This window comes from Jiangella endophytica (genome assembly GCF_003427025.1).
Lineage (GTDB): Bacteria > Actinomycetota > Actinomycetes > Jiangellales > Jiangellaceae > Jiangella > Jiangella endophytica.
The window spans coordinates 235,948-255,092 of sequence record NZ_QVAI01000004.1; the positions used below are offsets into that span (position 1 = coordinate 235,948).

At 72.6% G+C, this 19,145-nt stretch carries 21 protein-coding genes; 3 read left to right on the plus strand and 18 right to left on the minus strand.

Annotated features, from left to right (window positions below):
• The first annotated feature begins 2 nt into the window (after positions 1-2).
• On the plus strand, positions 3-1,244 hold the full coding sequence (locus DZA62_RS10525) for an RNA polymerase sigma factor (RefSeq protein WP_116949092.1): 1,242 nt from the start codon (positions 3-5) through the stop codon (positions 1,242-1,244).
• Positions 1,245-1,284: 40 nt separating this feature from the next.
• On the opposite strand, the gene DZA62_RS10530 is transcribed toward DZA62_RS10525, so the two are convergent.
• The 3 genes from DZA62_RS10530 to DZA62_RS10540 form a co-directional block, all read right to left on the minus strand.
• Entirely contained in the window at positions 1,285-1,875 is a 591-nt protein-coding gene (locus DZA62_RS10530) for a class I SAM-dependent methyltransferase (protein ID WP_198663622.1), read from the minus strand.
• 8 nt (positions 1,876-1,883) lie between these two features.
• Positions 1,884-3,080, minus strand: a complete 1,197-nt coding sequence (gene hisS, locus DZA62_RS10535) for a histidine--tRNA ligase (RefSeq protein WP_408618604.1) — start codon at positions 3,078-3,080, stop codon at positions 1,884-1,886.
• Positions 3,081-3,150: 70 nt separating this feature from the next.
• Positions 3,151-3,816: an MBL fold metallo-hydrolase gene (locus DZA62_RS10540; RefSeq protein WP_116948835.1), complete on the minus strand. Its 666-nt coding sequence runs from the start codon at positions 3,814-3,816 to the stop codon at positions 3,151-3,153.
• Between the two features lie 152 nt (positions 3,817-3,968).
• Between DZA62_RS10540 and DZA62_RS36815 the strand changes: the two genes are divergently transcribed.
• Positions 3,969-4,766: a peptidylprolyl isomerase gene (locus DZA62_RS36815; RefSeq protein WP_116948836.1), complete on the plus strand. Its 798-nt coding sequence runs from the start codon at positions 3,969-3,971 to the stop codon at positions 4,764-4,766.
• 16 nt (positions 4,767-4,782) lie between these two features.
• Entirely contained in the window at positions 4,783-6,573 is a 1,791-nt protein-coding gene (locus tag DZA62_RS10550; protein WP_232827350.1) for a DUF349 domain-containing protein, read from the plus strand.
• 22 nt (positions 6,574-6,595) lie between these two features.
• On the opposite strand, the gene DZA62_RS10555 is transcribed toward DZA62_RS10550, so the two are convergent.
• The 15 genes from DZA62_RS10555 to pgsA form a co-directional block, all read right to left on the minus strand.
• Positions 6,596-8,896, minus strand: a complete 2,301-nt coding sequence (locus DZA62_RS10555) for a RelA/SpoT family protein (RefSeq protein WP_269813866.1) — start codon at positions 8,894-8,896, stop codon at positions 6,596-6,598.
• Positions 8,897-9,025: 129 nt separating this feature from the next.
• The gene (locus DZA62_RS10560; protein ID WP_116948839.1) at positions 9,026-9,280 is read right to left on the minus strand and encodes a hypothetical protein; all 255 of its coding nucleotides are present in this window, start codon (positions 9,278-9,280) and stop codon (positions 9,026-9,028) included.
• 8 nt (positions 9,281-9,288) lie between these two features.
• Entirely contained in the window at positions 9,289-9,834 is a 546-nt protein-coding gene (locus DZA62_RS10565) for an adenine phosphoribosyltransferase (RefSeq protein WP_116948840.1), read from the minus strand.
• Between the two features lie 26 nt (positions 9,835-9,860).
• Positions 9,861-10,256 (minus strand): preprotein translocase subunit YajC, encoded by a 396-nt coding sequence (yajC, locus tag DZA62_RS10570; protein WP_116948841.1) that lies wholly within the window; start codon positions 10,254-10,256, stop codon positions 9,861-9,863.
• A gap of 96 nt (positions 10,257-10,352) precedes the next feature.
• Positions 10,353-11,429: a Holliday junction branch migration DNA helicase RuvB gene (gene ruvB / locus DZA62_RS10575; protein WP_116948842.1), complete on the minus strand. Its 1,077-nt coding sequence runs from the start codon at positions 11,427-11,429 to the stop codon at positions 10,353-10,355.
• On the minus strand, positions 11,426-12,043 hold the full coding sequence (gene ruvA / locus DZA62_RS10580; protein WP_116948843.1) for a Holliday junction branch migration protein RuvA: 618 nt from the start codon (positions 12,041-12,043) through the stop codon (positions 11,426-11,428). The genes ruvB and ruvA overlap by 4 nt, the downstream gene beginning before the upstream one ends.
• Entirely contained in the window at positions 12,040-12,564 is a 525-nt protein-coding gene (ruvC, locus tag DZA62_RS10585) for a crossover junction endodeoxyribonuclease RuvC (RefSeq protein WP_116948844.1), read from the minus strand. Before ruvC ends, ruvA begins: the two co-directional genes overlap by 4 nt.
• A gap of 75 nt (positions 12,565-12,639) precedes the next feature.
• Complete coding sequence (locus DZA62_RS10590) at positions 12,640-13,404, minus strand: YebC/PmpR family DNA-binding transcriptional regulator (RefSeq protein WP_116948845.1); 765 nt, start codon at positions 13,402-13,404, stop codon at positions 12,640-12,642.
• A gap of 6 nt (positions 13,405-13,410) precedes the next feature.
• A complete protein-coding gene (pdxT, locus tag DZA62_RS10595; protein WP_232827377.1) occupies positions 13,411-13,962 on the minus strand; it encodes a pyridoxal 5'-phosphate synthase glutaminase subunit PdxT in 552 nt (183 codons plus the stop codon).
• A gap of 112 nt (positions 13,963-14,074) precedes the next feature.
• Positions 14,075-14,605: an NUDIX hydrolase gene (locus DZA62_RS10600; protein WP_198663623.1), complete on the minus strand. Its 531-nt coding sequence runs from the start codon at positions 14,603-14,605 to the stop codon at positions 14,075-14,077.
• A gap of 10 nt (positions 14,606-14,615) precedes the next feature.
• Positions 14,616-15,515: a pyridoxal 5'-phosphate synthase lyase subunit PdxS gene (gene pdxS / locus DZA62_RS10605; RefSeq protein WP_116948847.1), complete on the minus strand. Its 900-nt coding sequence runs from the start codon at positions 15,513-15,515 to the stop codon at positions 14,616-14,618.
• A gap of 217 nt (positions 15,516-15,732) precedes the next feature.
• On the minus strand, positions 15,733-16,275 hold the full coding sequence (locus DZA62_RS10610) for a hypothetical protein (protein WP_198663625.1): 543 nt from the start codon (positions 16,273-16,275) through the stop codon (positions 15,733-15,735).
• The gene (locus DZA62_RS10615) at positions 16,272-17,411 is read right to left on the minus strand and encodes a glycosyltransferase family 4 protein (RefSeq protein WP_116948848.1); all 1,140 of its coding nucleotides are present in this window, start codon (positions 17,409-17,411) and stop codon (positions 16,272-16,274) included. Before DZA62_RS10615 ends, DZA62_RS10610 begins: the two co-directional genes overlap by 4 nt.
• Positions 17,408-18,337, minus strand: a complete 930-nt coding sequence (locus DZA62_RS10620; RefSeq protein ID WP_116948849.1) for a phosphatidylinositol mannoside acyltransferase — start codon at positions 18,335-18,337, stop codon at positions 17,408-17,410. Before DZA62_RS10620 ends, DZA62_RS10615 begins: the two co-directional genes overlap by 4 nt.
• Positions 18,334-18,945 carry a phosphatidylinositol phosphate synthase gene (pgsA, locus tag DZA62_RS10625; RefSeq protein ID WP_116948850.1) on the minus strand — a complete coding sequence of 204 codons (612 nt, stop codon included), beginning with the start codon at positions 18,943-18,945 and terminating at the stop codon, positions 18,334-18,336. The genes DZA62_RS10620 and pgsA overlap by 4 nt, the downstream gene beginning before the upstream one ends.
• Positions 18,946-19,145 lie beyond the last annotated feature (200 nt).

Genomic DNA, 19,145 nt, shown 5'->3' on the forward strand with positions numbered 1-19,145 from the left:
ACGTGGCCGACGTCCAGGACGCGATCACCCGGGCCCACCACGGGGAGTGGGCGCGGGTGATCGCCTCCTTGACCAAGCGTTTCGGTGACCTCGACATCGCCGAGGAGGCGGCGGCCGAGGCGTTCGCGGTCGCCGTCGAGCGGTGGCCGGCCGACGGCGTGCCGCCCAACCCCGGCGCCTGGCTGACCACCACCGCCAACCGCAAGGCCATCGACCGCATCCGGCGCGAGAGCAAGCGCGACGACAAACACAAGGAGGCGCAGCGCATGTGGGACGACCCGGCTGAGCCGGCCGTGCCCCTCGGCGCCATCGACGACGACCGGCTCCGGCTGATCTTCACCTGCTGTCACCCGGCGCTCGCGATGCAGACCCGGGTGGCGCTGACGCTACGCATGGTCGGCGGCCTGACCGTGCCCGAGATCGCCCGGGCCTTCCTGTTGCAGGACACCGCCGTCGGGCAGCGCATCACCCGCGCGAAGGCCAAGATCAAGGCGGCTCGCATCCCCTACCGAGTGCCGTCGGCCGAGGACCTCCCGGCCCGCGTCCCCGGCGTCCTCGCCGTCCTGTACCTCATCTTCAACGAGGGCTACCTGACGACCGGCCCCGGTACCGATCCCGTACGTCACGACCTCACCGCCGAGGCGATCCGGCTCGCCCGGCTGATCCGTGCCCTCCTGCCGGACGACGGCGAGGTGGCCGGGCTGCTCGCTCTGATGCTGCTCACCGAGGCCCGCCGCACGGCCCGGGTGTCGGCCGGCGGCGAACTGGTCACCCTCGACGAGCAGGACCGCGGCGCCTGGGACGCGGCGCTGATCGCCGAGGGGCACCGACTGGTGCGCGAGCGGCTCGCCGCTGCCGCCGCCGGGGTGGCGCCGGGTCGCTACCAGATCCTCGCCGCGATCAACGCCGTGCACACGTCCGCCCGCGACGTCCGCGACACCGACTGGTCGCAGGTCCTCGCCCTCTACGACCAGCTCGTCCGCGTCGACCCGTCCCCGATCGTCGCCCTCAACCGGGCCATCGCCCTCGCCGAGCTCGACGGCCCGGAGGTAGCCCTGGCAGCCGTCGACCGGCTCGACGATGCCCTGGCCGGCTATCACGCCTACCACGCGACCCGCGCCGACCTGCTGCGCCGGCTGGGCCACAGCCGGCAGTCGCGCGCGGCGTACGACCGCGCCATCGACCTGGCCGGCAACACCGCCGAGACCGCCTACCTCACCCGCCGCCGCGACCAACTCGGGTAGCGTCCGCCACCATCGAGCCTTGCCACGGCACGCCGGACGATCAGGCCGGTGCGCTCCAGGTCAGCGCGTAGCGGAACAGCGGCAGCCGCCGCCAGCGCACGCCCGGCAACGCCGTCGCGGCGATCGCGCGCACCTGGGCATAGGTGTGCGGGAAGTCCAGGCGCACCGGGGCGGTGTGCTCCCACCACCCGCGGGTGCGCGAGTACACCCGGTGCTGCACAGCGCCGACGACGTCCATGGCGAAGTCGGCCGGCCCGGCGCTGCGGGCGCAGCCGATCACGACGAGCACACCGCCCGGCGCGGTCAGCTCCCCCAGCCGGCGCAGGGCGGTGCCGAGGTCGGGCAGGTGGTGGACGGTGGCGATCGACGCGACGACGTCGAACGGGGCGGCGGGCAGGGCGTGCGTCATCACGTCGCCCGCGACCCAGTCGACGTCAGACCGGGACGGACGGGCGCGGTCCAGGACGCCGGCGTCGACGTCGATGGCGGTGACGTGCTCGACGCGGTCGCGCAGGTCGGCGGCCAGCAGGCCGTCGCCGGTGCCGGCGTCCAGGGCGGTCCGGGCGCGGGCCGGAACCGCGTCCAGCACCAGCCGGTGATACTGGACGTTGTGGTTCCAGCCGCGCGCCACGCCGGCCACTAGACCATCCGCTTCAGGTGCGTGACCAGTCCGTTCACCGAGACGGCCTGCTGATCGCCGGTCGTGAGGTCCTTCACCTGGGCCACGCCCTCGGCGAGGTCGCGCTCCCCCACGACGACGGCGTATTTGGCGCCGCTGCGATCGGCCGCCTTCATCGCACCCTTGAGGCCGCGGCCTCCGGTGGCGAGGTCGGCCGCGACCCCCGCGCGCCGCAACGAGGTGACCAGCTCGAACGCCCACGCGGCGGCGTCGTCGCCGAGCGGGACGGCGAACACCTGGACGCCCGTGGCGCCCGGAAGCGGCAGCCCTTCGGCCTCCATGGCCAGCAGCGTGCGGTCGGCGCCGAGCGCCCACCCGACACCGGGCAGGGCGGGCCCGCCGATCAGTTCGGACAGGCCGTCGTAGCGGCCGCCGCCGCCCACCGCGGACTGCGAGCCGAGGCCGTCGTGGACGAACTCGAACAGGGTGCGGGTGTAGTAGTCGAGGCCGCGCACCAGCCGGGGGTCGTCCTCGAACTCCACGCCCGCCGACGTCAGCAGCGAGCGGACGACGTCGTGGTGCGCGCGGTCGGCCGGCGACAGGAAGTCGGTGACGACCGGGGCCGACGCCAGCGCCTTCTGGATCTCCGGCCGCTTGTCGTCGAGCACCCGCAGCGGGTTGATCTCCACCCGCCGCGCGGTCTCGTCGTCGAGGTCGAGGCCGCGCAGGTACTGCTGCAGCGCCGCCCGGTAGGCCGGGCGCGACTCGTGCGAGCCGAGCGAGTTCAGCAGCACCCGCACGCCGGTGAGCCCGAGCGCGCGGTAGGCGTCGACGGCGAGGACGATCAGCTCGGCGTCGCTGGCGGGGTCCTCGGTACCCAGGATCTCGGCACCGACCTGCGAGAAGTGCCGGTAGCGGCCCTTCTGCGGCCGCTCGTAGCGGTAGTACGAGCCGGAGTACCAGAGCTTCACCGGCAGCGCGCCGCGGTGCAGGTTGTTCTCGAGGACGGCGCGCAGCACCGGCGCCGTCCCCTCGGGCCTCAGCGTGACGTCGTCGCCGCCGCGGGTGGTGAAGGAGTACATCTCCTTGCTGACGATGTCGGTCGACTCGCCGACGCCGCGGGCGAACAGCGTCGTCTCCTCGAAGCTGGGCGTCTCGACGTAGCCGTAGCCGGCCGAGCGCAGCGGCGCCGCCATGGCGTCGCGGACGGCGAGCATGGCCTCGCCGCGCGGCGGCACGAGGTCGAAGGTGCCCTTCGGGGCACGGAACTCAGAAGCAGTCACGTCTCTACAGTCCTCGCAGGTACGGGTTGGATGCGCGTTCCCGGTCGAGGGTCGACGCCGGGCCGTGGCCGGGCCGGACGGTGGTGGGTCCGGGCAGCTCGTGTTCCGACGCGAGCCGGGTCAGCGTCGCGCGCATCAGCGCGTCGTCGCCGCCCGGCAGGTCGGTGCGGCCCACCGTGCCCGCGAACAGCACGTCGCCGGTGAAGACGACGTCGTCGGCGGGCGCGTAGTAGAGCGTCGACCCCTCGGTATGGCCTGGGGCATGGATCGCGCGCAGCCCGACGCCGGCGAGCTCCAGCACGGTCTCGTCGCCGCCGAACGGCCGGACGTCGGCCGGCGGAGTCCAGTCGGCGCCGAACTGGGCGAACTGCGCCGACAGCTGCGGGCCGAGCGAGCCGAGCGGGTCGGCCAGCCGGTAGGCGTCGCCTTCGTGCAGGTGGACGGGGAGGTCGCGGCCGCGGCACAGCTCGCTCAGCGCGTGCGTGTGGTCGAGGTGTCCGTGGGTGACGAGGACGGCGGCCGGCTCGAGCGCGTACTCGGCGAAGACCTTCTCCAGCGCCTCGGCGACCCCGATGCCGGGATCGATCACGACGCACTCGCGGCCGCCGTCGGCCGCCACGACATAGCAGTTGGTGCCCAGCACGGGGGCGACGACGGTGAGCAGGAGCACCCAGGAAGGTTACCGGCGGGCCACTCATCGCCGCGAACTCGTTACCTGATTCCCGCCGTGTACTGCCTAGACTGTCCTCCGCGTACCACACACGCGAAGGGGGGTCGCTGAGGCCTTCCTGGACGTTTCGCGACGGAGCGGGAGGATGGCGGGTGGCCCAGAGCGCCAAGCAACGGCGACGTGAGCTCGCGCGCAAGCACGTGGAGCGCCAGCAGGCCCGGAGGGCCGCCGATACCGTGCGCAAGCGGAAGATCGGCATCGTCGTCGGCACCGTGATCGTCGCGGTCGCCCTGGTCATGGGCACACTGCTGGTGTCCGGGGCCCTCGGCGGCGACGACGATCCCGTCGCGGCCGGCTCCGATTCCACGCCCTCTCCCGGCGCCGCCGCCGGTCCCTGCGCCTACCGCGCCGCCGGCGAGTCGGCCGTCCCGGACCTCGGCACGCCGCCGGGCGTCGACCCGGCCGCGCTCACGACGCCACTGCCCACCACCGCGACGTTGACGATCAACGGGGCGCCGGTCACCGTCACGCTCGACGCCGGCGCGCCGTGCACCGTCAACTCGCTGGCGTTCCTCGCCACTGCCGGGTACTACGACGCGACCAGCTGCCACCGCCTGACCACGTCCGAGACGCTGAAGGTGCTGCAGTGCGGCGACCCCACCGGCACCGGCTCCGGCGGCCCCGGCTACGAGTACGACAACGAGAACACCGATGGCGCCACCTACCCGGCCGGCACCGTGGCCATGGCCAACGGCGGGCCGAACACCAACGGCAGCCAGTTCTTCCTCGTGTACGGCGACTCCCAGCTGCCGCCGGACTACACCGTTTTCGGCCAGATCACCACTGGTCTGGACGTGATCACTGGTATCGCCGACGCTGGAACGGACAATGGACTGGAGGATGGCGCGCCCATCACCCCGGTCACCCTCGATTCCGTCACCACCGCCTGACCCGGATGAGGACACCGTGACGAACACGACTGGTAGCCCCGAGCACGACGACGCGGCGACGCCCGCCGCCGAGGTCGAGCCCACGGCCCCCGAGTCCCCGAGCGCCGCCGAACCGGCGCCGACGCCCGAAGCCGCCGCGGCTCCCGAGCCCGCGCCGGCCCCCGAAGCGGCGCCGGTCGATCTCGCGGCCGAGGCGGCACCGGAGGAACCGACGGCTGCGCCGGCGGAGCCCGAGCCAGCGGAGGCCGAAGCCGCTCCCGCGGAGCCCGAAGCCGCTCCCGCGGAGCCCGATGCAGCGCCGGCGGAGCCGGAGCCAGCGGAGGCCGAGGCAGCGCCCGCGGAGGCCGAAGCCGCTCCAGCGGAGCCCGAGGCAGCGCCCGCAGCCGCTGCGGAGGCGGCGAAGCCAGGGCCGCCGGCAGCCGCTCCCGCCGCCGCGACCGAGGCCGCGACTCAGCCGGAGACGGCCGTGGCCGAGGCGGCGCCGGAGCCCGTGGCCGAGGCGGCGCCCGCAGCGGAGCCGACCCCCGCACCCGCGGCTGAGCCGACGTCCGCGACTCCCGCCGAGGCCGCGCCGACCGTCGCGTCCAACGAGTGGGGCCGCGTCGACGAGACCGGCGAGGTGTACGTCCGCACCGCCGAGGGCGAGCGGAGCATCGGCTCGTGGCAGGTCGGCAAGCCCGAGGAGGCGCTGGCCTTCTTCGTCCGCAAGTACGAGGACCTCGCCGTCCAGGTCGACCTGCTCGAGACCCGGCTGGAGTCCGGTGCCGCCGCGCCCGACGACACCGCCCAGGGCGTCTCCAAGGTGCGCGCGCAGCTGGCCGAGGCGCACGCCATCGGCGACCTCGCCGCGCTGTCGGGCCGGCTCGACGCGCTCGACGCCCGCATCGCCGAGCGGCGGGCCGAGCGCCGCGCCGCCCGGGCCCGGGCGCTCGACGAAGCGCGTGGCCGCAAGGAGCAGATCGCGAGCCAGGCCGAGACCATCGCCGAGGGCAACGACTGGCGCAACGGCGCCGACACCCTGCGGGGCCTGCTCGAGGAGTGGAAGTCGCTGCCGCGGCTCGACCGCGCCACCGACGACGAGCTGTGGCGCCGGTTCTCGTCGGCTCGCACGCACTACACCCGCCGGCGCAAGGCGCACTTCTCCGAGCTGGCCGAGCGCCGCGACGAGGCCCGCGTCGTCAAGGAGCGCATCCTCGCCGAGGCCGAGGAGATCTGCACGTCCACCGACTGGGGCCCGACGTCGCGGCGCTACCGCGAGCTGATGACGCAGTGGAAGGCCGCCGGGCCGGCGCCACGTGGCGTCGAGGACAGCCTGTGGAAGAGGTTCCGGGCCGCCCAGGACACCTTCTTCGGCGCCCGGACCTCGCACCAGTCCCAGCGCGACGACGAGCAGCAGGCCAACCTCGTGGTGAAGGAGGGCATCCTCACCCAGGCCGAGGCGCTGCTGCCGATCACGGACTGGAAGGCGGCCCGCCAGCAGCTGCGCGTCCTGCAGGAGCGCTGGGAGGAGGCCGGCCACGTGCCGCGCGACGCGATGCGCTCGGTCGAGGGCCGCATGCGCCGGGTCGAGGACGCCATCCGCGAGGCCGAGCAGAACGAGTGGCAGCGGTCCAACCCCGAGGCGCGGGCCCGCGCGCAGGCGACCGTCACCCAGCTCGAGGCGTCGATCGCCGACCTCGAGCGGCAGGCCGCCAAGGCGCGCGAGACCGGCAACGAGCGCAAGCTGCGCGAGGCCGAGGAGGCCATCACGGCCCGCAAGTCGTGGCTCGAGCAGGCGCAGCAGGCGCTGGAGGAGTTCACCAGCTGACCCGCCGCCCCGGCGCCGCCGCTCAGTGCGTCGGCGCCGGGATGCCGCTGGTGAGCCGGTAGGCGTCGAAGACGCCCTCGACGCCGCGGACCGCCTTGAGGACGTGCCCCAGGTGCTTGGGGTCGGCCATCTCGAAGGTGAACCGGCTGGTCGCGATGCGGTCGGTGTTGGTGGACACCGTGGCCGACAGGATGTTCACGTGCTGGTCGGACAGCACCCGCGTGACGTCGGACAGCAGCCGGGCGCGGTCGAGCGCCTCGACCTGGATGGCCACCAGGAACATGCTGTTGGCCGTCGGGGCCCACTCGACCTCGACCATGCGGCCGTGCTGGCGCCGCAGTCCGTCGACGTTGACGCAGTCTTCGCGGTGCACCGACACACCCGAGCCACGGGTGACGAACCCGACGATGGTGTCGCCGGGCACCGGGGTGCAGCAGCGGGCCAGCTTGACCCACACGTCGGAGACGCCCTTGACGACGACGCCGGGGTCGCCGCCGCTGCGCCGGCGCGGGCGGTCGGGGGTGGCTGCCTCGGCGACGTCCTCGGTGGTGCCCTCTTCGCCGCCGAGGATCTGCACGAGCTTCTGCACGATGCTCTGCGCGGAGACGTTGCCCTCGCCGACCGCCGCGTACAGCGCGGAGATGTCGGGGTAGCGCAGGTCGTCGGCGACGGCCTTGAGCGACTCCTGGCTCATCATGCGCTGCAGCGGGAGGTCCTGCTTGCGCATGGCCCGGGCGATGGCGTCCTTGCCGTGCTCGATGGCCTCTTCGCGGCGCTCCTTCGAGAACCACTGCTTGATCTTGTTGCGGGCCCGGGCGCTGGTGACGAAGGTCAGCCAGTCGCGGCTGGGGCCGGCGCCCTGCGCCTTGGAGGTGAACACCTCGACGACGTCGCCGTTGTCGAGGTTGGACTCCAGCGGCACCAGGCGCCCGTTGACCCGCGCGCCGATGGTGCGGTGCCCGATGTCGGTGTGGACGGCGTAGGCGAAGTCGACCGGCGTGGCGGCGGCCGGCAGCGCGACGACGTCGCCCTTCGGCGTGAAGACGAAGACCTCGTTGGACTCCATCTCGAACCGCAGCGACTCGAGGAACTCGCCCGGGTCCTCGGTCTCCTTCTGCCAGTCGAGCAGCTGGCGCAGCCAGGCCATGTCGTTGCCCGCGTTGTCGCCGGACCCGACGTGCTTGTCGGTCTCGCGGCCGGCGTTGGAGTCTTCCTTGTACTTCCAGTGCGCGGCGATGCCGTACTCGGCGCGGCGGTGCATGGCGTGGGTGCGGATCTGCAGCTCGACCGGCTTGCCGCCCGGCCCGATGACCGTGGTGTGCAGCGACTGGTAAATGTTGAACTTCGGCATGGCGATGAAGTCCTTGAACCGGCCGGGCACCGGGTTCCAGCGGGCGTGCACGATGCCCAGGACGGCGTAACAGTCGCGCACCGACTCGACCAGCACGCGGATGCCGACGAGGTCGTAGATGTCGGCGAAGTCGCGGCCGCGGACGATCATCTTCTGGTAGATCGAGTAGTAGTGCTTGGGCCGCCCGTAGACGTTGGCCTTGATCTTCGACATGCGAAGGTCGCCCTGCACCTGGTCGATGACCGACGCCAGGTAGTCGTCGCGCGACGGCGCCCGCTCGGCGACCAGCCGCACGATCTCGTCGTAGACCTTCGGGTGGAGCGTGGCGAACGAGAGATCCTCGAGCTCCCACTTGATGGTGTTCATGCCCAGCCGGTGGGCCAGCGGGGCGTAGATCTCGAGAGTCTCGTGTGCCTTGCGCCGTGCCGACTCCTTCGGCACGTACCGCCAGGTGCGGGCGTTGTGCAGGCGGTCGGCCAGCTTGATGACCAGGACGCGGATGTCCTTGGCCATGGCGATGACCATCTTGCGGACGGTCTCGGCCTGCGCGGCCTGGCCGTACTTGACCTTGTCGAGCTTGGTGACGCCGTCGACCAGCATGGCGATCTCGTCGCCGAACTCGCCGCGCAACTGGTCGAGCGAGTAGTCGGTGTCCTCGACGGTGTCGTGCAGCAGCGCCGCGGCCAGGGTGGGCGGCGTCATGCCCAGCTCGGCGAGGATGGTGGTGACGGCCAGCGGATGCGTGATGTAGGGGTCGCCGCTCTTGCGCTTCTGCCCGCTGTGGGCGCGCGCGGCGGTGCGATAGGCGCGCTCGATGATCTCGAGGTCGGCCTTCGGATGATTGGCCCGGATGATCCGGAACAGCGGTTCCAGAGCGGGGTCGGACTGCTGTCGTTGCGCGGTCAGGCGGGCGAGCCTCGCCCGCACCCTGACCGGGGTCAGCGCGCCGCTGGGAACAGTCTGCTCGGCCACAGGCCCCCTCTCGTCCCGTGTGAAGGACACAACACAGTTTAGGGGGTCACTGTTCCCGGCGGGTAACTCAACGTCATCGCGCCCGGTGATCGTGCGTGGCGAATGATCAAGTCCGGCGCGAAGACCTGGTCAGGACGGCCGTGTGAGGAACCGGACCGCAGCGATCACCACGGCACACCCGGTGACGGCGACGAGCGTCAGGAACACCGCCAGCAGCACCCACGAGTCCTCGCCGACGCCGTCGCCCCACCAGCCGAATCGCAGCCCCGCGTAGTACAGCGGGACGGCGACCACCGGCACGGCGAGCGCCCACCAGCGCCGGAGCGCGAGCGCAGCCAGTAGCGACAGGGCGAACGGCGCCAGGAACAGCGCCGCCGCCTCCATCGACCTTCCTAGACCAGCAGCAGCGACTGGACGTTGACGTCGGGCAGCTTGTCGCGCCCGGAGAGGAAGCCCAGCTCCATGAGGATGCCGACCCCGACGACGTCGGCGCCGGCCCCGCGGACGAGGTCGACGGTCGCACGGACGGTGCCGCCGGTGGCGAGCACGTCGTCGACGATCAGGACACGCTCGCCGGGCTTGAAGGCGTCGACGTGCACCTCGATGGTCGCCTGGCCGTACTCCAGCGAATAGCTGGCCGCCGAGGTCTTCCACGGCAGCTTGCCCTGCTTGCGGACCGGCACGAAGCCGGCGCCGAGCCGGTGCGCGACCGGCGCGCCGAGGATGAACCCGCGCGCCTCGATGCCCACGACGACGTCGACGTCCTCGCCGCCGACGGCGCCGAGCAGCTCGATCATCGTGTCGAACGCCGCGGGGTCGCGCAGCAGCGGCGTGATGTCCTTGAACACCACGCCCTGCTCCGGCCAGTCAGGGACGTCCCGGATGCGCGAGAGCAGCAGGTCGCGGTCGGAGTCGGCGATCGCCGGGGTTTTCGTCACGACGTCAGAGGGTAGCGCCGCCCGGTTCAGCGGACGTCGTCGCCGTTGGTGCGGTCGTCGGCCTTCGCCTGCGCCGGCTGGTGCGTCGGCGCGTCGTCGGCGATGTCGGCGGCCGAGTCGGCGACCGGGTCGGACGGCGCGGCGGTGGCCGGCTCCTCCGGCTGGATGACATTGGCGATGGCGCGGCGCACGTAGCGGTTGTGCACGCCCGGCGCCGTCTCGAGGACGACCTCGTCGTCGTCGATCTCGACGACCGTGGCCAGCAGGCCGGCCGTCGTCATGACCTTCGTCCCCGGCTGGACCGACTGCTGGAGCTCCGCCATCTGCCGCCGCTGCTTCTGCTGCGGCCGGATGAGCAGGAAGTAGAAGACAGCGATCAGCAGGATCGGGAGCAGCAGTGCTTCCATGATGTGGGCAAGCATCCTTTCCACGGTGCCCCGAGGTGCAGGTGCCCGTGCGGCGGCCGGCGGTCCCGATGACCGCCGAAAGTACGAGTCTACCCGGGCCGCGTCCGGAGGCTACGCCCCGTCGGCGGCCGAGAACAGGTCGGGCTCGTCGAACCCGCGTCCGAACGCCGCCTGTGCGGGGACGCTCAGCCCGAGATGCGTCCACGCGGCCGGGGTCGCGACCCGTCCGCGCGGGGTGCGCGCGAGCAGCCCGGCCCGGACGAGGAACGGCTCGGCCACCTCCTCGACGGTCTCGCGCTCTTCTCCGACGGCGACGGCGAGCGTCCCCAGCCCGACCGGTCCCCCGCCGAAGCTCTTGCACAGCGCCGTCAGCACGGCGCGGTCGAGGCGGTCCAGCCCCAGCTCGTCGACGGCGAACACCTTGAGCGCCGCGCGGGCGACGTCGCCGCTGATGGTGCCGTCGCCGCGCACCTCGGCGAAGTCGCGCACGCGGCGCAGCAGCCGGTTCGCGATACGTGGCGTGCCACGGGACCGGCCGGCGATCTCGCCGGAGCCGTCGCCCTTCAGCTCGACGTCGAGCAGGCCCGCCGAGCGGCGCAGCACGAGCTCGAGCTCGGCCGGCTCGTACAGCTCCAGGTGGCCGGTGAACCCGAATCGGTCGCGCAGCGGCCCCGGCAGCAGGCCGGTGCGCGTCGTGGCGCCGACCAGCGTGAAGTGCGGCAGGTCGAGTGGGATCGCGGTGGCCCCGGGGCCCTTGCCGACCACGACGTCGACCCGGAAGTCCTCCATCGCGGTGTAGAGCATCTCCTCGGCGGGCCGGGCCATGCGGTGGATCTCGTCGAAGAACAGCACGTCGCCCTCGTTGACCGAGGACAGGATGGCGGCGAGGTCGCCGGTGTGCTGGATGGCCGGGCCGCTGGTGATGCGCAGCGGCACGCCCATCTCGGCGGCGACGATCATCGCCAGCGTGGTCTTGCCGAGGCCGGGCGGGCCGGACAGCAGGATGTGGTCGGCGCTCCTCCCCCGGGCCCGCGCGGCGTCGAGGACGAGCGAGAGCTGCTCGCGCAGCCGCTCCTGCCCGACGAACTCGGCCAGCGTGCGCGGCCGCAGCGCCGCCTCGACGGTCCGCTCCTCCTGGTCGGCGTCGCCACCCACCAGCCGGTGCACGTGGTCGTCGGGAAGGCTCATGTCTTCGCCAGGGTACGCAGGGCCTTGCGCAGCAACACGGAGACGTCGTGGCCGGCGTCGCCGTTGACCTCGGCGGCGACGGCCTCGACGGCGCGGTCGGCCTCACGGACGGACCAGCCCAGGCCGAGCAGCGCCTCGTGCACCTGGCCCTGCCAGTCGGCGGTGCCCGGCGCCGGGCCGGACGGTACCGCCGTCAGCGACGGCCCCGTACCGGGCACGCCCAGCTTGTCCTTGAGCTCGATGACGATGCGCTGGGCGCCCTTCTTGCCGATGCCGGGCACCTTGGTCAGTGCGACGAGGTCTTCGGTGGCGACGGCGCGACGCAGGTCGTCGGGCGAGTGCACCGACAGCATGGCCTGCGCGAGCCGCGGCCCGACGCCGCTGGCGGTCTGCAGCAGCTCGAACACCGTCTTCTCGTCCTCGTCGGCGAAGCCGTACAGCGTCAACGACTCCTCGCGGACGACGAGGCTGGCGGCCAGCTGGGCGACCTCGCCGAGCCGCAGCGCCGACGTCGTGGACGGCGTGCAGTGCAGCGCCAGCCCGATGCCTCCGACGTCGACCACCGCCTCGGTCGGGCGGACCACCGTGACCTGGCCACGGACGTAAGCGATCATCGTCGTCCCCTCCCCGCGGCGGCGGCCGCGGCCTGCAGCCGGTTCTGTGCCGAGCCGCGCCACACCTGGCAGATGGCCAGCGCCAGCGCGTCGCTGGCGTCGGCCGGCTTGGGGCGGGCGTCGAGCCGCAGCAACCGGGTCACCATGAACGCGACCTGTGCCTTGTCGGCCTTGCCGCTGCCGCTGACGGCGGCCTTCACCTCGCTCGGCGTATGGGTGACGACGGGGATGCCGCGGCGCGCGGCGACGAGCGTCGCCACGCCGCTGGCCTGCGCCGTCCCCATGACCGTGCGGACGTTGTGCTGGCTGAACACCCGCTCGACGGCGACGGTGTCGGGCCGGTAGGCGGCGACCCACTCCTCGATGGCCGTCTCGATGGCCATCAGCCGGTGCCCGAGCTCGGCGTCGGCGGGCGTGCGGACGACGTCGACGGCGACGAGGCTCAGCGGTCGCCCGGGCGACCCCTCGACGACGCCGAGACCGCACCGCGTCAGCCCCGGATCGACCCCCAACACCCGCATGCAGCACCCTTCACCGAACACCAGTTCGGTGCCGAGCCTAGCGGCCGCCTCGGCGGCGCCCGCGCAGGCGCGCCGTCAGCCGACCGCGGCCATGACGTCGTCGGAGACGTCGAAGTTGGCCCACACGTTCTGGACGTCGTCGCTGTCCTCGAGGGCGTCGATGAGCCGGAAGATCTTCCGGGCGCCGTCCTCGTCGAGCGGGACGCTGACCGACGGGACGAACGACGACTCGGCGGAGTCGTAGTCGAGGCCGGCCTGCTGGACCGCGGTGCGGACGGCGACGAGGTCGGTGGCCTCGCTGCGGATCTCGAACGCCTCGCCGAGGTCCTCGACCTCGTCCGCGCCGGCGTCGAGCACCGCCTCGAGCAGGTCGTCCTCGGTGAGCGTGCGCCCGCCCTCCTGGGCTGCCGGCACGACGACGACGCCCTTGCGGTCGAACATGTAGGAGACCGAGCCGGGGTCGGCCATGGAGCCGCCGTTGCGGGTCATGGCGACCCGGACCTCGGACGCCGCGCGGTTGCGGTTGTCGGTGAGGCACTCGATGAGCACCGCGACGCCGTTGGGGCCGTAGCCCTCGTACATGATCGTCTGGTACTCGGCCCCGCCGCCCTCGGCGCCGGAGCCGCGCTTGACGGCGCGGTCGATGTTGTCGTTGGGGACCGACGACTTCTTGGCCTTCTGGATGGCGTCGTAGAGCGTCGGGTTGCCGGCGGGGTCGCCGCCGCCGGTGCGGGCCGCCACCTCGACGTTCTTGATCAGCTTGGCGAAGAGCTTTCCCCGCTTCGCGTCGACCAGGGCCTTCTTGTGCTTGGTGGTCGCCCACTTGGAGTGGCCGGACATAAGGGGTCAAGCCTCCTTCACGATGTCGAGGAAGAGCGCGTGCACACGCGCGTCCGCGGTCAGTTCCGGGTGGAAGGACGTGGCCAGGAGCCGTCCCTGCCGGACCGCGACGATATTACCGGTGTTGCCCCCGTCGGCCGTTGCCACGCGGGCGAGGATGTCGACACCGTCGCCGACCTTCTCGACCCACGGCGCCCGGATGAACACCGCGTGGAACGCCGGGCCGGCGCCGAGTGCCGGGAAGTCGAGGTCGCCCTCGAAGGAGTCGACCTGGCGGCCGAACGCGTTGCGCCGCACCGTGATGTCCATGCCGCCGACGGTCTCCTGGCCGGCGACGCCGCCCTCGATGCGGTCGGCGAGCATGATCATGCCGGCGCACGATCCGTAGGCCGGCATGCCGCCGGCGACCCGCTTGCGCAGCGGCTCGAGCAGCCCGAACGTCCTGGCCAGCCGCCACATGGTGGTCGACTCGCCGCCGGGCAGCACGAGGGCGTCGACGGCGTCGAGCTCGGCCGGTGTGCGGACCGTCGTGCTCTGCGCGCCGACCTCGGCCAGCATGCGCTGGTGCTCGCGGACGTCGCCCTGCAGGGCGAGGACGCCCACGGTGGGCTGGGTCACGGTGCGCCTTTCGTTCGGGGGGTGCCGACCTCCGATTTTACCGTCCCCGAGGTCAGTCGACCGTACGGGCGACGCCGTCCCAGCCGCGGTCGAGCAGGCCGCGCACGATCGACGGCAGCGCGGGCGGGTAGATCGGCTCGCTGACGGCGTCGAGCTCGTCGGCCGTGCACCAGCGCAGTTCCGTCAGCGACGCCCGCTCGACCGCCGTCCAGCCGGTGGTGTCGAGCTCTTCGCCCGCGTCGACGACGCGGGCGAAGAACAGCACCTCGTCCTGGCGGTAGGGGCGGCCGTCGAAGCTGAACCTGGCGCTGCGGGCGGCGACCGGACCGGCCAGCTCGGCCGGGTCCAGCCGGATGCCGCTCTCCTCGTACAGCTCGCGGACGGCGCCGCTGCGCTCGTCCTCGTCGGGTTCGAGGCCGCCACCTGGGGTGATCCACCAGACGTGGTCGTGCGCGGCGGGGTCGACGCCGCGCATCACCAGCACCCGCCCCTCGGCGTCGGCGGCGATGACCCGGGCGGCGCGGCGGAACCAGACGCCGTCGTCGTCGCGCCACTCCCCCAGGTCGGAGGCGTCTGCCGTCACGGCCGCAGGCTCACCAGCCGCGCTCGGCCAGCCGGTGCGGCTCGGGAACGTCGGCGACGTTGATGCCGACCATGGCCTCGCCGAGCCCGCGCGACACCTTCGCCAGCGTGTCGGGGTCGTTGTAGAACGTGGTGGCCTTGACAATGGCCTCGGCGCGGCGGGCGGGGTCGCCGGACTTGAAGATGCCCGAGCCGACGAAGACACCCTCGGCGCCCAGCTGCATCATCATGGCGGCGTCGGCCGGCGTGGCGATGCCGCCGGCGGTGAACAGCACCACCGGGAGCTTGCCGGCCTGAGCGACCTCGCGGACCAGCTCGTACGGCGCCTGGAGCTCCTTGGCGGCCACGTACAGCTCGTCCTCGGGCAGCGACGACAGCCGGGTGATCTGGTCGCGCAGCTGCCGCATGTGGGTCGTCGCGTTGGAGACGTCGCCGGTGCCGGCCTCGCCCTTCGAGCGGATCATGGCCGCGCCCTCGGCGATGCGGCGCAGCGCCTCGCCGAGGTTCGTCGCGCCGCACACGAACGGCACGGTGAACTTCCACTTGTCGATGTGGTGTTCGTAGTCGGCCGGAGTGAGCACCTCGGACTCGTCGATGTAGTCGACGCCCAGGCTCTGCAGCACCTGCGCCTCGACGAAGTGACCGATGCGCGCCTTCGCCATGACGGGGATCGACACCGCGTCGATGATGCCGTCGATGAGGTCGGGGTCGCTCATGCGCGCCACGCCGCCCTGGGCGCGGATGTCGGCCGGTACCCGCTCGAGCGCCATGACGGCGACGGCGCCGGCGTCCTCGGCGATGCGGGCCTGCTCGGCGGTGACCACGTCCATGATCACACCGCCCTTGAGCATCTCGGCCATGCCACGCTTGACCCGGGCGGTACCGACGGTGGACTGCGTCTCTTCGGACACTGCTGCTCGAACCTCATGAGTCGATGGACGGGTGGACAGGTCCATGGTACGTCCTCGCGGGTGACACCCTGCGCGCCCGTTCTTGCGCTCCGGGCGGCCGGACAGCGCACGCGCCGGCTCACCCCAGGCGTTCTCACGCTTCACCAGGAATGCATGGGTGGTGGAGCGGTAACACCCCTACTCAACGTGATCATTTCCGGCCAACCGGAGCAAGGGCCTACTCCGAGGCCAACCCCCGCGGCACGGTGTCGTCCAACTCGACGGTCTCGGGCATCGGCGCATAGCCGGCCAGCCGCAACCAGCGCACGAACGCCTTCCGCCGCAACCGCACCGCCCCACGGACCAGCTCGTTGTGGAAGCGCCGCGCGTGCGCGGCCCGCCGGCACGCCATGGCCAGATCCTCCAGCGAGGCCTCGGCCGCCGGATCCGAGCGCAGCGGCTCGAGGTCGGCGGGATCGTCCAGCACCACCGTCAGCACGGCGGTCAGGTCGCTCTCGGCCTGGTAGCGCTCCGCGCCCTCGCCCGCGGTCCGGGCCCGCGACGCCGCATCGGCCAGGGCCACCGACGTGGCGGGGTCGAGGAGCCCCGCCGTCGCGAGGTCCAGCACCGACCCGGACCGCCGCAGCAGCTCGGCGTCCAGCACCGCCCGCGATGCCTCCAGCCGGGCGTGCCGGCGGTCCAGCCGGCCGGCCGTCCAGGACAGGTACACGCCCAGTGCGGCGAGGACGACGATCGTGACGAACAGCCATTCCCAGTTCACGGCAGCCCCGGCAACTTGAACGTGTGGCCGCCGGACCCGACGGCGATGGCCATCTCGTACACCGCCAGCACCTCGTCGGCGACCCGCGACCAGTCGTAGCGGCGCACCCCGAGCGACGCCGCCGCGCGGTACCGCGCCCGTCGTGCGGGGTCGCCCAGCAGCGCGATCGCCTCGTCCGCGAGCGCGGACGCGTCGCCGATGGGCACCAGCGCGCCCAGGCGGCCGCCGTCGAGGACGGCCCGAAACGCCTCCAGGTCGCTGGCCAGCACCGGCGCGCCCGCCGCCATGGCCTCGGCGAGGACGATGCCGAAGGACTCGCCGCCGGTCTGCGGCGCGACGTAGATGTCGCTGGTCGCCAGCATGGCCGCCTTGTCCTCGTCGCTGACGGCGCCCAGGAACTCGACGGCGTCGCGGTGCCGGCTGTCGATGCCGCGGCGGATGCCGTCGATGTCTCCAGGCCCGGCGACCAGCAGCCGGGCCTTCGGGAACGCGTCGTGGACCGCGGACCACGCCTTGAGCAGCACCTGCAGGCCCTTGCGCGGCTCGTCCAGCCGGCCGAGGAAGGACAGCGTGCCGTCGGGCGAGCGCCACTCCTCCTTCGGCGCGACGGCGAACCGGTCGACGAACAGGCCGTTCGGGATGAGGACGGCGTCGACGCCGAGGTGCTGGACGACGGTGCGCCGGGCCTCCTCGGACACGGCGATGTGGGCGGTGAACTTCTCGAACGCCGACTTGAGGATGCCCTGCGCGGCGCTCATGGCCCGGGACCTGCGCATCGCGGAGTGTGACGTCGCGACGATCGGCACCTCGGCCCACAGCGTGGTGATCAGCCCCAGCGACAGCGACGCCGGCTCGTGCACGTGCACGACGTCGAACTGGCCGTCGACCAGCCAGCGACGCACCCGGGCGGCGATCCGCGGCCCGAACGCGACGCGCGCCACCGACCCGTTGTACGGGATCGCCACCGGCCGCCCGACCGTGGTGACGTACGGGGGGAGGTCGTCGTCGTCATCGCCGGGCGCGAGGACGGACACCTTGTGCCCGCGGCTGGTCAGTTCCTCGGTGAAGTCGCGGATGTGCACCTGGACGCCGCCGGGGACGTCCCAGGAGTACGGGCAGGCGATGCCGACCTTCACGGTGCCACCGAGTGCGGCCGCCGCCGCGGGTCGTTGACGTCCAGGTCGGCCAGGAACAGCCGCTGTGTCATGTGCCAGTCCTCGGGGTTGGCACGGATGCCGACCTCGAACGCGTCGGCGATCCGCTGTGTCATCGTCGCAAGCCGCTCGCCGCGCTCCTCCGGCGGCTCGATCGGCTCGTGGAAGCGGATCACCAGGCGGTGGTCGGGCTCGCGGCCCTCGTACGACAGCGTGACGGGGATCAGCGCGGCCCCGGTGCGCAGCGCCAGCATCGCGCTGCCGGCCGGCATGCGGGTCGGCTCGCCGAACAGCGTGACGGGGATGCCGCGCCGCGACAGGTCGCGCTCGGCCGGCAGGCAGACCAGGCCGCCGCGGTTCAGGTGCTCGGCCAGCGCGCTCATGACGCCGTCGCCGCCCAGCGGGTGCACCGTCATGCCCAGCGCCTCGCGATAGGTGACGAACCGCTCATACAGCGCCTCCGGGCGCAGCCGCTCGGCCACCGTCGCCAGCGGCGCGCCGGTGAGGCAGGCCCACGCTCCGGCCCAGTCCCAGTTGCCCATGTGCGGCAGCGGGACGACGACGCCCCGGCCGGCGGCCAGTGCGTCGCGCAGGCGGTACTCGTCGACCACGCGGACGCGGTCGAGGATGCGCTCGTGGCTCCACTCGGACATCCGGAACGCGTCGCACCAGTACCGCATGTACGAGCGGGCACCCAGGCGGGTCAGCTCGCGCAGCTCGTCGGGGGTGTACTTGCCGACCCGGGCCAGGTTCAGCTCCAGCCGCCGCACCGACGGGCTGCGACGACGCCAGAAGAAGTCGGCGATGGTCCGGAACGACCGGTACGCGGCCCGTTCCGGCATGTGCTGGACCGCTTTCCAGCCGGTGCTGTAGAGCCACAGCTGGCGCCGGTCGCTGAACGCACTCACTCCAGGGCCGCCTGCCGCCGCACCGTGTTGACGCGGTGCCACACCGTCCACGCGCTGGCCGCCGTCAGCAGCCACAGCAGCACCTCGAGCACCACGACGGGCAGGTCGAGCAGCCCGACCAGCCCGGTCACGAGAAGGATCGCGACCAGGCGGTCGGCCCGCTCGGCGATGCCGCCGCCGGCGGTGTAGCCGAGGCTCTCGGCCCGTGCCTTCGCGTACGAGACGACGGCGCCCAGCGTGAGGCAGGCGATCAGCAGTGCCACCATGCGCAGGTTGTGGCCGTCGCCGGCGAACCACATCGCCAGCCCGCCGAAGATGGCGGCGTCGCCGAAGCGGTCCAGCGTGGAGTCGAGGAACGCCCCCCATTTGCTGGTCCGGCCCTGCAGCCGCGCCATGATGCCGTCGATGTTGTCGAAGAACACGAAGGCCGTGATGAACAGCGTTCCCCAGAGGAACTCCCCCTGCGGGTAGAAGATCAGGGCACCGGCGACGACGCCGAGGGTGCCGATGACCGTCACCGCATCCGGGCCCAGCCCCAGCCGCAGCATGCCGCGTGCGGCCGGAGTCAGGATGCGGGTCGAATAGACCCGGGTGTACTTGTCGAGCATCGCCCGTCCGTTCGACTCCAGATGTCCGTAGCCGGAGCGCTGATTGAGCAGTATCCGGCGCCGCCATGCTACTGGCGTTATGCCGATCACCCTTGCGCATCCACGCGTCGGGCACCAAAGTGGCCATCACCACATCTACGAACCGCGGCGGCGCATCGAGGCGCTGGGACCGCCGGGCCGCGCGTCGCCTGCGAGGCAGG

What these genes read in the sequence shown, in the direction of transcription:
- hisS (WP_408618604.1), bottom strand. Translation starts at nt 3,080, where the DNA reads ATGCTCGCCGTCCGCGACGCCATGGCGGCGCCGCTGCGCTCGGCCGGC.
- DZA62_RS10560 (WP_116948839.1), bottom strand. Translation starts at nt 9,280, where the DNA reads ATGGAGGCGGCGGCGCTGTTCCTGGCGCCGTTCGCCCTGTCGCTACTG.
- yajC (WP_116948841.1), bottom strand. Translation starts at nt 10,256, where the DNA reads ATGCTTGCCCACATCATGGAAGCACTGCTGCTCCCGATCCTGCTGATC.
- ruvB (WP_116948842.1), bottom strand. Translation starts at nt 11,429, where the DNA reads ATGAGCCTTCCCGACGACCACGTGCACCGGCTGGTGGGTGGCGACGCC.
- ruvA (WP_116948843.1), bottom strand. Translation starts at nt 12,043, where the DNA reads ATGATCGCTTACGTCCGTGGCCAGGTCACGGTGGTCCGCCCGACCGAG.
- ruvC (WP_116948844.1), bottom strand. Translation starts at nt 12,564, where the DNA reads ATGCGGGTGTTGGGGGTCGATCCGGGGCTGACGCGGTGCGGTCTCGGC.
- DZA62_RS10590 (WP_116948845.1), bottom strand. Translation starts at nt 13,404, where the DNA reads ATGTCCGGCCACTCCAAGTGGGCGACCACCAAGCACAAGAAGGCCCTG.
- pdxT (WP_232827377.1), bottom strand. Translation starts at nt 13,962, where the DNA reads ATGCTGGCCGAGGTCGGCGCGCAGAGCACGACGGTCCGCACACCGGCC.
- pgsA (WP_116948850.1), bottom strand. Translation starts at nt 18,945, where the DNA reads ATGCTCGACAAGTACACCCGGGTCTATTCGACCCGCATCCTGACTCCG.